This is a genomic window from Streptomyces sp. NPDC005483, assembly GCF_040606035.1.
GTDB lineage: Bacteria > Actinomycetota > Actinomycetes > Streptomycetales > Streptomycetaceae > Streptomyces.
In genome coordinates, this window is sequence record NZ_JBEXEA010000010.1 from 252,017 (window position 1) to 263,620 (window position 11,604).

The window sequence follows — 11,604 nt, forward strand, 5'->3', positions numbered from 1 at the left end:
CGCGTTAGCCGTGTTAGCCATGCTTTTGCTCGTTCTGCTCAGCCGGCCGGGGCTGGGCAGAAGGCCGGTGACGGGGGCACAATCACGCCACCACGGGTACGGCGCAGGGGCCGCGCCCGGGCCCCGTACGACAGGCAGCGACACCCGTGACACGCATCCGTATCCCGATCGGCCGCGGTGGGAAGGGGCGGCTCTCCGCGCGGATTCTGGCCAACCAGCTGATCATCCTGGGGCTGACCGGGGTGATCGGTTTCGTGCTGTTCGCCTTCGCGCAGCGAGGCGAGATCGACCGTGCCTACGAGAAGCGGGCCCTGGCCATCGCCGAGACCACGGCCGCCGAACCGCAGATCCGCCACGCCATGCAGTACGGGGGCGGCGGCGACGTGGTGCAGACGGTGGCCGAGCGGATCCGCAAGGCGTCGGGCGCGTCGTACGTGGTCGTCCTCGACCTGCGCGGCATCCGCCACTCGCACCCCGACCCGGCGCTGGTCGGTGCCCCGACGGGGGACCGGATCGCGGTGCTGGACGGCAGGACGCACGTCGGCACCGACCAGGGCGCGACAGGGCGGTCCGCCAACGGCAAGGCCCCGCTGTACGGGCCCACCGGCAAGCTGGTCGGCGAGGTGTCCGCAGGGATCCCCGAGCACTATGTGCTGGGTGAGCTGTGGCGTGAGCTGCCCACCTTCGGCCTGTACAGCGCCATCGCCGTCGCGCTCGGCTCGACGGCCGCGTTCCTGCTGGCCGGCCGGCTCAAGCGGACGACGTTCGGGCTGGAGCTGGAGGAGATCGCCGGGCTGCTGCAGGACCGGGAGGCGATGCTGCACGGCATCCGCGAGGGAGTCGTCGCCTTCGACCCGGACGGACGGATCACGCTGGTCAACGACGAGGCCCGCGACCTGCTCGGACTCGGCACCGCGCTCGGCAGCACGCTGGCGGAAGTCCTCCCCGACGGGCGGCTGCGCCGCGCCCTGGACGGCACCCTGGCGGGCGGCGACATCAGCGTGCTCACGGACAACCACTGCCTGGTCGTCAACCGGATGCCGGTCGCCCTGCACGGACGGGAACTGGGCGCCGTGGTCACCGTGCGCGACCGCACCGAGATGATCGGTCTGCTGCGCGAGCTGGACTCGGTGCGCGGGCTGACGGACGCGCTGCGCGCCCAGCAGCACGAGTTCACCAACCGTATGCACACGGTGGCCGGGCTGCTGGACATCGGCGACCACGACGCCGCCTACGAGTTCGCCGTCGACACGGCCGGTGTCGAGCAGGCGCTGACCGAGTCCGTACGGGAACGGATCGGCAACCCGCTGCTCGTGGGACTGATCGTTGCCAAGACCACGGTGGCCGCGGAACGCGGGGTGCGGATCGTTCTCAGCGAGGACTCCGCCCTCGGCGACGACCCGCCGCATCTGCCCAGGCTGCTGACCATCGTCGGCAACCTGCTGGACAACGCGATTGACGCGTCCGCGACCGGACCGGCGCCGTCGGACGGTGCCGAGGTCTGTCTGTCGCTGATCGAGGCCGTCGACGCGGTGCGGGTGGAGGTGGCCGACACCGGCCCCGGTATCCCGCCGGGCACCGCCGAGTCCATCTTCGAGGACGGCTGGTCGACCCGTCCGGACCGCGGCACCGCCCGGCGCGGCCTCGGCCTCGCGCTCGTCCACCGGCTGGTGCAGCGGCACGGCGGCACGATCGCCGTGAGTGAAGGGCCCGGCGCCGTCTTCACCGTGATGCTGCCGGTGCCCGATACCGCGCCGGGCCCACGGGGCGCCCTGTTCACGACGGCTTCACCGGTACTGGACGGTGTGGCAGGAGGTGATCGCTGGTGATCCGGACCCTGGTGGTGGAGGACGACTTCCGGGTGAGCCGCATCCACTGCGACTACGTGTCCCGCGTCCGGGGCTTCGAGGTGGTCGGCCAGGCGGCGAGCGTGGCCGAGGCGCTGACCGCGGTGCGCGACCTGCACCCCGACCTGCTGCTGCTCGACATCTTCCTGCCGGACGGCAGCGGACTGGACGTGCTGCGCCGGCTCAGCGGCGACGAGGGCGGCGACCGCCCCGACGCCATCATGATCACCGCCGACCGGGACATCACCTCGGTACGGATCGCGATGAAGCTCGGCGCCGTCGGATACCTCGTCAAGCCCTTCGGCGCGCCCGACCTCACCGAGCGGCTCACCGCCTACCGGGAGCTCCAGCACCGTATGGACGCCCTGGGCACGGCCCCCGAGACCGACCAGGCCGACGTTGACGCCCTGTTCAGCGCCGCCCGGCCGCCGGCCGTGCCCCGCGTCCCCGCGAAGGGACACTCCGCGCCGACGCTCGCCCTGCTGCACCAGACCCTGCGCGGCGCGCACGACGCCCTGTCGGCCGCGGAGGCCGCCGAACGCACCGGAGTCTCCCGCGCCACGGCTCAGCGTTATCTCTCCTACCTGGTCAAGGAGGGCATGGTCCGGCTCGAACTTCGCTACGGGGCCACCGGCCGCCCCGAGCACCTCTACCGCATCACGCACTGAGCGGAGTTCACGGTGACGCAGGGCAGGGCGGGTGCCGACGAGCCGCTGTCCGCACGACCCGGCTCGCGGCGGTCTTCTGCAGCAGCCCGTAGGCGAGCACGGGCAGGAGCAGGTGTGGTTTGTCGGGCAGCGTGGCGGTGATCAGGACCGCGCTCGCGCTGCTGTTGTTCATCCCGCAGGCGAGGGTCAGCGAGGAGGAGGCGGGGGCGTCCAGGCGCAGGAGCCGAGCGGCGGTCCGGCCCAGCACGAAGGACAGCAGGCAGACGAGCGCAGCCACGACCAGTGCCGCGCCGAACAGCAGCGGGCGCGGATGCGCGAGGAAGGAGCCCAGGGCGCCACTGGCGTTGACATAGGTCAGGACGAGCGATCCGAGCAGCGCGACGGGCACGATCACGCGCAGGGTCCGGCTGAGCCACGCCGTCGGCAGCGCGAGTCGGAACAGGATGCCGAACGCACAGGGGAGGACCACGGTGACGAGAGCGAAGCCGCCCTGGGCCGTATGGCCGGTCGTTGCCAGTGTGTCCGCGTAGCCGCCGTCGAGGAGGGGCACCAGGGTGGTGATGATCAGCGGGATGGTGAGCGGGCTGAGGAGGGTGGAGGCGAGGACGAGCCCCACCATGGCGGGTTGGTCGCCGTCACCCTTGCCGGTCCAGACGGTGGCTCCGGCGGCCACCGGCATCGCCACGATCAGGATCATCGCGGTGATCAGTCCGCTGCCGCCGTCGCTGTCCGGGGTGCGGTGCAGTCCGAACGCGATGACGGGGATGACCAGGAGCGGGATCACGAGGTGGAGGACCATTCCGGCCAGCAGGGTGGTCGGCTTGCGGAGCAGGCGGCCCAGTTCGCGGACGGGTACCTGGAGTCCGGCGGAGAAGAGCACCAGGGACAGCAGAAGCGGGGCGGTGCTCACAGGCAGGCCGGTCACGGTGCCGATCGGCACGGTGTGGTCGCGACGCAGCCACAGGCCGGGGTCGGGCAGGACGAGGGCGGCGACGTAGGACAGTACGACAGCCCGGCCGAGCCGACGGCGCAGCCAGGCCGTCACCGGGTCAGCAGGCGGTGGGGAGGCGGTCGGACGGTTCAAGGCGGCCTTCTTCGTTGGCGGCGGAGGGGACGGGGCGGAACGCCGCTATGCAGGAGCCGTGATCACGAGTCGTCATGTCCCTCATAGTGCTCCGGTGAGGCGGATGGGGCAGCCGATGACGCACGGCGGTCAGGATGCGTTCAGGTCTCCCGTGGCACGGTCGGGCCTCATGACATACGAGACCTCCCAGACATCCACGCCCTCGGCGGCCGACACCCAGGTCTCGCCCTCCGGTCGCCGGCCGGGCTGGAACAAGGTGCCCGAAGTCACCGTCCACTTCTGGGTCGTCAAGGTGCTGTGCACGACGGTCGGGGAGACCGCGGCCGACCTGCTCGACGAAAAGGCCGGTCTCGGCCTGACCGGTGTGTCGGTGCTGATGAGCGCGCTGCTGGCGGTCGTCCTGGTGGCGCAGTTCCGTACCACCGCCTACCGCGCCGGGGTGTACTGGCCCGCCGTTGCCCTGATCAGCGTCGTCGGCACGCTGATCAGCGACAACCTCACCGACAACCTGGGCATACCACTGGAGACCGGCACGACGGTCTCCGCGGTCGTCCTCGCGATCGTCTTCGTGGTCTGGTACCGGCATGAGCGGACGCTGTCCATCCACCACATCGACACCACCGGACGGGAGTCCTTCTACTGGCTCGCCGTCCTGATGACCTTCGCACTCGGCACCGCGGCCGGCGACCTGGTCTCCGCGCGCATGGTCCTCGGCCACTGGCTCTCCGCGCTGCTGTTCGCCCTGGTCATCGCCGCGGTCGCCCTCGCGCACTTCTCCCTTGGGCTGGACGCGGTGTGGAGTTTCTGGATCGTCTACCTCCTCACCCGTCCGCTCGGCGTGTCCATCGGCGACTACCTCTCCCAGCCCACCGGCGACGGCGGCCTGGGCATGGGACCCGTCGTCACCAGTGCGCTGTTCCTCACCGTCATCCTCGGTCTGGTCGTGCATCTGGCGGTGACCCGCAAGGACGAGGCGCAGTCGCGGTGCGCCGCCAGGCATGCGGCCTGAGCAGGGGCGCGGCCTGCGTTCAGGATGCGTTCAGGCTGCCGCTGCCAAGATCGGTTCCGGCGATCACTCTTCGAGGTCGCCCAGTTGCACAGGGCGCTTGCCCCCCAGTCTCGGGGCGGGCCTTCTGCCGTACGACCGAATCGGAGCCCCCCCACCATGCAGCAACCGGAAGTGTTCACTGATCTCGACGTCGCGAGCGCGACCAAGTCGGTGATGAAGAAGCTGCCCGAGGTCACTCTGGCGTTCTGGATCATGAAGGTCGCCGCGACCACCCTCGGTGAGACAGCGGGCGACCTCTTCGCCCAGACCCTGAAGCTCGGCTACTTCCTCACCACGATCGCCCTGTTCCTTCTGTTCGTGGTGACCTTGGTCATCCAGCTGAGGTCCAGCCGCTACAACCCGTTCTTCTACTGGACCGTGATCCTGTCGACCAGCATGGCCGGTACCACGATGTCCGACTTCATGAACCGTGACGCGAGCACCAAGTACCTTTCCGGCGGCGCCACTTCGCTCGGCTGGGGACCGCAGGGTCTCGGCCTCGGCTACCCCACCGGGGCGGCGATCCTCATCTCGATCCTGCTGGTCATCTTCGCCGTCTGGAAGATGTCCGGGATGACCTTCCAGATCCGTGACATCGTCACCTTCCGCGGCGAGGCTCTGTTCTGGTCGGCGATCCTCGTCTCCAACACCCTCGGCACCTCCATGGGTGACTTCCTCTCCGACAGCTCCGGCCTCGGTTACGCCGGCGGCGCTCTGCTCGTGAGCGGGGCGCTCGCCGTGCTCGTTGCCCTGATGAAGGTGCCGGTGGTGCCGAACGTGCTGCTGTTCTGGATCGCCTTCGTGCTTACCCGCCCCCTGGGCGCCACCGCGGGTGACTTCCTGACCAAGCCGGTCGCCAAGGGCGGCCTGGACCTCGGCACCGCAGGGTCCTCGGCCGTGCTCCTGGGCGTCCTGCTCGCTCTGGTGGCCTACGCGAAGGTCCAGGAACGCCGGACCGCCGCACCGCGGCCTGCGGGACGGGAGCCAGTCACTCAGCGGGCCGACTGACAGCGGGCCGACCGAGTCCGGTCACCCGACGGGCAGGTCGACGCGGAAGCATGCCCCGCAGGTGCGACCGCCATCGTGGGACACCTCGCCGCCGACGGCGCGGGCCAGGCGCCGTGCGAGCGGCAGCCCGAGACCCGCGCCGTCGTGCCCGTCGCCGGGGTCGGCGCGGCGGCCGGGCTGGAAAAGGTCGTCGGCGAACGCCGTCGGCACACCGGGGCCGTCGTCGGTGACGTCGATACGCACGCTGCCGGGCAACTGCCGCGCGGACACGGTCACCGCGGAGTGTGCGTAGCGCACCGCGTTGGTCAGCAGCGGGCTGACGATGCGTTCGAGCAGGGCGGGCGCGACTCCTGCCTGCAGTCCTGGATCCCCCACGTCGACCAAGATCTTCACATGCTCCGGTGCGTCGAGGCTCTCGGCCAGTCGGCGCAGGACCGGCACGACGGAGGTGGTGCCGGGGGCCGTCGAGGCGTTCTGCGCTCTGTCTCGGGCGTCGTCGAGCAGCGTGTCGCACATGGTGCGCATGGACTGAGCGGCCTCGGCGATCACCCGATGGGTTGCGCGGGTCTCGGCGGCGGTGCGCGGGCGCGCCTGCCACCAGTCGAGCTCGACGACGATCCGGGTGAGCGGGGTGCGCAGTTCGTGGGACAGCTCGCCGGTCAGCTGCTGCTCGTGGCGCAGCACGGTGCGGATACGGTCCAGCAGAGTGTCCAACGAGGAGCCCAGGCGGGCGAGTTCGGCCGGATGGTCCTCGGCGCCGAAGCGTTCGTCGGAGGCGACGGCGCTCCACTGGGTGGCCTGGTCGGTCATGGTGCGTACGGGCCGCAGCGCCCGTCCGACGGCCAGGCGGGTCAGCGCGTAGGTGCACGCGAGCATGAAGGCGTCCAGGATCAGCGAACCCGACAGCAGGGTGCCGGCGGAGTTGCGGTAAGGAGCGAGATCCGCGGCCGTGACGATGGTGGCGGTGCTGCGAAGGCCGGAAACGGGGCGGGAGCACAGGCGGACGAAACGGGGGTTGTCGGTGTGCACGGTCGTGCAGACCGGCCTGCCCCGCGCGGCGAGCCGGTCGGCGGCTTGGGCCGCACTGTCGGCCGTGGCGGACGGTGGTTTCTCCAGTAGCCGTGTCCCGGTGTAGATCCACACGTTCGCGTCGAGGAGGCTGTCGTTGACGGTCTCCAGTACCCGCACTCGGGGCCCGCTGGTGTCGACGGTGGTGGCGACGGCGGCGGCGCGGTTGCGTAGTTCGTCGTCGGTCTGGTGCTGGAGGTGCCGGTCCATCGCGGTGTTGAACACGACGGTCAGCACGGTCATCAGGAGCGCGGCCGTGGTCAGTGCCACGAGCGAGAGCCGACCGCGCAGGGTGCGGGGCGCCAGACGGCGGGCGAGCTGGTTCATGACAGCCGGTGCCCGATCCCGCGTGTCGTGGTGAGGCCGAGGCCGCTGCCCGCTTCGCGCAGCTTGCGGCGCAGTCGGCTCAGATACTGGTCGAGGGTGTTGTCACTGACCTGGGCGCCGTCCGGCCAGGCGGCCCTGAACAGGTCGCGGCGGGACACGAGGGTCCCGCCTGCGGCCATGAGCGTGGCCAGCAGACGGAACTCCGTGGGGGACAGGTCGATGTGGACGTCGCCGACCTGCGCGCTGTGCCGGGTCGCGTCCAGGACCAGGTCTCCGGCGGTGGTCACGGCCGCGGGTGCCGCCCGTTTGAGTGCGGCCCGCAGCCGGGCGACGAGTTCGGCGAGGTGGAACGGCTTGGGCAGGTAGTCGTCGGCTCCGGCGGAGAACCCGGACAGCCGGTCGGTGAGGTGGTGGCGGGCCGTCAGGAAGATGATCGGGGTGGCGAACCCGCCCGCGCGCAGCGCCTGGCAGACGTCCCGGCCGTCCGCGTCGGGCAGCCCGACGTCCAGGACGACGGCGCCGATGTCGCCGGTGGCCAGCCGCAGGGCGGTGGCGCCGTCGGCGGCGGGCACGGGGTCGAAGTCCTCGTCGAGCAGGCCACGGCGCAGCACGTCACGCAGGGCGTGATCGTCCTCGACGACCAGGATCTTGTGGCGCATGGCCCTCCGTTGGACTGTCCGGCGCACGGGGCGTACCGGAGACGAACGATGCGGGCAGCCAACGGGTCATCGCGTACAGGCACACTCCGAGCCATCCGGTGGCGAACAGCCAGCCGCCGATGACGTCGGTGAACCAGTGGACGCCGAGGTAGACCCGGGACAGGCCCACCAGTACACCCCAGCACCCGATGACGACCCGGAGCGGGGTCGCGCCGCGCGGGGCGCGCAGTGAGACGGCGACGATCAGCAACCCGGCAGTGAGGGCCGCGGTGGTGGTGTGTCCCGAGGGGAACGCCCAACCGCCTGCAGATGTCGCCCAGTCGGCACGGGCGGGACGCGGCCGCTGGACGAGCGCCATCACCCCGTGGCGCAGCGCCTGACCGGTTCCCAGAAAAGCAAGGCCCAGTGCGGCGGCCCCCATCCGTTGCCGCGCGGTTCGTCCCGCGACCACGCCGGCCAACACGGTGAGGACGTAAGGGACGGCACCGCTGCCGGTGTCGGTCACCCCTCGGGCCAGAGCCTCGGCGACGTCCGGCCGATGGCCGAGCGACCATCGCAAAAAACCGTCGTCCGGCCACAGCTGTGCACCGTTCTGGCCGATCACCACCGTCGTGAGGACGCCGAACGCCAACCAGGCGCTGAGACCGACCGTCCCGGCCAGGTCGGCGGCGTCGCGCCGATTCACGAGGCGCTCAGCAGCCGGCTCAGGTGGCCGGAACCGATCCACCCGGCCACCGATGGCGACCACCGTCGCAGCACGAGCATCGCCATCAGTGCGACGAGGCCACCGACCAGCACGCCTGCCACTACGTCGTGCGGATAGTGCGCGCCGACCCACACCCGCGAGACCGCCATCGCCAGGGCCGCCACTGCCGCGACCGCCCCCAGCCGACGCGAGACGAAGAGCAGGGCCACGGCGGCGGCCGCGATCGCCGCGTGGTTGCTGGGGAAGGACCAGTCGCCGGGCGCCGGACACGTCTCCAGGGTCGTCACCCGAAGACTCTGGCACGGCCGGTCCTCGCGCACCGCCAGCTTCACCAGGGCATCCACGCCGTACGCGAGGACCACGACCACCGGCACGGCCAGCGCCGTCACCGCAGCCGCATCTCCACCCCGTCGAGCGAACCACCAGCCCACGACCGCGAGCACGGCGAACACCGCGAGCCCGTACGTCGACCAGAACGACACCGCTCCGTCCAGCCAGGCCGGCGCATGCCGGGCCAGACGCACCACGTCCAGATACTCGGTGCCGTCGACGGACGACCCGTCGAAAGCCATGATCACTTGCTTCCCCCCTCGGGCCGGCTGTTCCGCCGCGCCCTGTAGACCTCGGCGGCCAGGGGGATCAGCGACACGAGAATGATCAACGCCACGAGCGGGAGCAGGTAACGGTCGACGTTCGGGATCGACGAGCCGAGCGCGTAGCCCGCGAGGGTGAGTCCGAGGCTCCACACGAGGCCGCCGACGATCTGCCACAACGTGAACGTGCGCGCCGGCCATCGGATTGAGTACGGTCCGCACCACGGGCCCGAAACGGGCCAGCGTGATCGCCTTCGCGTGTCCGTATCGCTCCAGCAGTTCCTCGGCGCGTTTCGCACCCTCACGCAGACGCTGCGAGCGGCTTCGGGCCAGCAGTGCCCCACCCGCCTTCCGGCCGAGCACATAGCCGCACTGCGCCCCGGCCAGGGCGCCGACCGCCGCCGCGACCAGGAGCGGTCCCAGCGACAGATGCGCACTCGACTCCGCCGAGCCCGTGCACAGCAGACCGGCCGTGAAGAGCAGCGAGTCGCCCGGCAGGAAGAAGCCGACCAGCAGCCCTGTCTCGGCGAACATCACCACCCCGACGCCACGCCCAGCACGCCGAACGCCGCCAGCAGCGAATGAGCGTCCAACACGTTCACGGCCAGCTGTGACGCCGGATGGATCGGTGTGGTCATGGCAAGGCGGCCCTTTCCGGCAGGTGATTCGGCGTCCGCGATTCGCCCGATCGCGTGGACGTGGCCGGGAGGGAACCGCACTCGCCGAGCCTACATCTACAAGATGTAGTAGATGTTCTGCGGGTGGCCGGATGAAAACGGTCGCTCAAACGGAACACGAGGCGGAGGAGACGGGCGCCATGGCTGACCCCTGTCGCACAGGAACCGGCACCTGGACTCTGCGGCGTGCGGCCACGAACCCGACTGCGCCACCCCCGGCCCCGGCCCGGCCGTTCCGTGTCACGGGCGCCGGGCCCCAGCAGTTGCACCGGGGGATGACCCTCGTGGCCACGATCAGCCTGTTCATCGGGACACGGGCCGCCTGGACCACCGCGATGGCCTCACGCCCGGCCGTCGCCGGTGTCATCTCCGTCTGCTACGCCTCGATCCTCGTCTGCGCCGCTCTCAGCCTCCTCGTACGGAGCCGTCGCGCGCTGATCAGGGTCGACGCCGTCGTACTGGTGACCGCCGTTGCGCTGGTGATCTGCGGATATCTGCTCGATCACGCGGGCACCGACGAGGGGGTGCTGACCGCGCAGGCGGCGAACGAAATCCTGCACGGCCGTCCGGTCTACGGTCAGCCGTGGCCCTGGCTGTTCGGCACACCGCGCGTCGGCATCACCAAGACCATGTCCGGCGGTGCCGACTACACCTACGGCTACCCGCCGCTGACGGCACTGCTGGCGGCCCCGGTGCACGCCGTCGTCCACTCGACGGCGGCCGCCACCCTGGTCACCACGGCCGCGCTGCTCGTCTCCTCGGTCCTGCTGTGGTTCCTGCTGCCGGCACCCTGGAGGTCGGCCGCCACCGCGGTCTGTCTCGGCTTCGGCCTCCTGCCCCACTACGCCTACGCCGGCTACCCGGCGATCACGGCTCTCGCGCTGCTCGTCCCCGGGGTGGTCCGCTGGCCTGCAATCGGTGAGGGCGGCCGTCTCGGCTCGAGTGGAGTGCTGCGGGCGGCGTGCCTGGGCGCTGCCTGCGCGGCCCAGCAGCTGGCCTGGTTCCTTGCCCCGTTCCTGCTGATCGGCCTGTACGCCGTCAGGCGCGGGGAACTCGGTCCGAGGCGGGCTCTGGCGGTGACGGCCCGCTACGCGGCCACCGCCGCTCTCAACTGCGCTGCGGCCAACGCCTACTTCGCTGTCGAGGACTTCTCCTCCTGGCTGCAGGGCGTACTCCTGCCGCTCGAACAGAAGGCGATCCTGCACGGCCAGGGCCTGATGGGCATCTCCTACTACTTCACCGACGGCAGCGGCCGCCTCGACTACTACTCCTACGGCAGCCAGCTGCTCCTGCTCGGCCTGCTCGTCGCCACCCTGCTGTTCGTCCGGCGACTCGGCCCCGCCCTCACCGTCCTGCCATGGATTGCGTTCTACCTCGCCACGCGCTCCCAGGACGGCTACTTCCTGATGATGACCCCGCTGTGGCTCGCGGCCGCCGCCACCGTCCCGGTCGCCGCCTTCGCCACCGCCTGGCAGCCACGTCTTCCCCGGCTCACCGGCCACCGCGCGAAGACCGTCGTCGCGGGCGGGTTGCTCGTCCCGGCCCTGGTGTGTGTCGCGATCGCCGCGGCGAGCCCGCCGCCCCTGCGCATGAGCCTCTCGCCGCGCTTCGCCACGCACCGCGCGCGCGTGGGTGTCACCGCCATCGACGTGCGGGCCGTCAACACCACCAGTACGGCGCTCACCCCGCACTTCGCGAGCCGCACCGGCCAGGGCGCCTCCAACTGGTGGACCATCGCCTCCGGCCCCGCGGTGCTCGGCCCGCACGCCTCCGCCGAGTACCACGTGAAACCCGCGGGAGGGTTCCGCGCGATGCCGGGCGGCCACGGCCCGGGTACCTACCTCATCGCCGTCACCGGCACCCCGATGACCATCACCACCGCCCACATCCCGGCTGCTCCTTCCGCGATCCAGTAGCCA

The 11,604-nt window shown here is 71.0% G+C and carries 10 protein-coding genes and 1 pseudogene; 5 read left to right on the forward strand and 6 right to left on the reverse strand.

Annotated elements, in window-relative coordinates:
• Positions 1-146 precede the first annotated feature (146 nt).
• Both ABZT06_RS21385 and ABZT06_RS21390 read left to right on the forward strand, forming a co-directional pair.
• Positions 147-1,829, forward strand: a complete 1,683-nt coding sequence (locus ABZT06_RS21385; RefSeq protein ID WP_355742886.1) for a sensor histidine kinase — start codon at positions 147-149, stop codon at positions 1,827-1,829.
• Positions 1,826-2,515, forward strand: coding sequence for a response regulator (locus ABZT06_RS21390; protein ID WP_355742889.1), 690 nt, complete (start codon positions 1,826-1,828; stop codon positions 2,513-2,515). The genes ABZT06_RS21385 and ABZT06_RS21390 overlap by 4 nt, the downstream gene beginning before the upstream one ends.
• Positions 2,516-2,522: 7 nt before the next feature.
• On the opposite strand, the gene ABZT06_RS21395 is transcribed toward ABZT06_RS21390, so the two are convergent.
• Positions 2,523-3,599, reverse strand: a complete 1,077-nt coding sequence (locus ABZT06_RS21395; protein WP_355742892.1) for a sodium-dependent transporter — start codon at positions 3,597-3,599, stop codon at positions 2,523-2,525.
• A 169-nt stretch (positions 3,600-3,768) separates the two neighbouring features.
• Between ABZT06_RS21395 and ABZT06_RS21400 the strand changes: the two genes are divergently transcribed.
• Together ABZT06_RS21400 and ABZT06_RS21405 are read left to right on the forward strand one after the other, a co-directional pair.
• On the forward strand, positions 3,769-4,608 hold the full coding sequence (locus tag ABZT06_RS21400; RefSeq protein WP_355742895.1) for a hypothetical protein: 840 nt from the start codon (positions 3,769-3,771) through the stop codon (positions 4,606-4,608).
• Between the two features lie 156 nt (positions 4,609-4,764).
• Complete coding sequence (locus ABZT06_RS21405) at positions 4,765-5,655, forward strand: hypothetical protein (protein ID WP_355742898.1); 891 nt, start codon at positions 4,765-4,767, stop codon at positions 5,653-5,655.
• Positions 5,656-5,676: 21 nt separating this feature from the next.
• Here ABZT06_RS21405 and ABZT06_RS21410 read toward each other — a convergent pair whose 3' ends face one another.
• The 5 genes and pseudogenes from ABZT06_RS21410 to ABZT06_RS21430 form a co-directional block, all read right to left on the reverse strand.
• Positions 5,677-7,050, reverse strand: a complete 1,374-nt coding sequence (locus ABZT06_RS21410; protein ID WP_355742901.1) for a HAMP domain-containing sensor histidine kinase — start codon at positions 7,048-7,050, stop codon at positions 5,677-5,679.
• Positions 7,047-7,709 (reverse strand): response regulator transcription factor, encoded by a 663-nt coding sequence (locus ABZT06_RS21415; RefSeq protein ID WP_355742904.1) that lies wholly within the window; start codon positions 7,707-7,709, stop codon positions 7,047-7,049. Before ABZT06_RS21415 ends, ABZT06_RS21410 begins: the two co-directional genes overlap by 4 nt.
• Positions 7,663-8,394 carry a phosphatase PAP2 family protein gene (locus ABZT06_RS21420; RefSeq protein ID WP_355742907.1) on the reverse strand — a complete coding sequence of 244 codons (732 nt, stop codon included), beginning with the start codon at positions 8,392-8,394 and terminating at the stop codon, positions 7,663-7,665. Before ABZT06_RS21420 ends, ABZT06_RS21415 begins: the two co-directional genes overlap by 47 nt.
• Entirely contained in the window at positions 8,391-8,993 is a 603-nt protein-coding gene (locus ABZT06_RS21425) for a phosphatase PAP2 family protein (protein ID WP_355742910.1), read from the reverse strand. The genes ABZT06_RS21420 and ABZT06_RS21425 overlap by 4 nt, the downstream gene beginning before the upstream one ends.
• Positions 8,990-9,646: pseudogene (locus ABZT06_RS21430) on the reverse strand (DedA family protein). The gene ABZT06_RS21425 and the pseudogene ABZT06_RS21430 overlap by 4 nt, the downstream one beginning before the upstream one ends.
• A 314-nt stretch (positions 9,647-9,960) precedes the next feature.
• Here ABZT06_RS21430 and ABZT06_RS21435 point away from each other — a divergent pair.
• Positions 9,961-11,601, forward strand: coding sequence for a hypothetical protein (locus ABZT06_RS21435; RefSeq protein ID WP_355743096.1), 1,641 nt, complete (start codon positions 9,961-9,963; stop codon positions 11,599-11,601).
• The last annotated feature ends 3 nt before the right edge of the window (positions 11,602-11,604 follow it).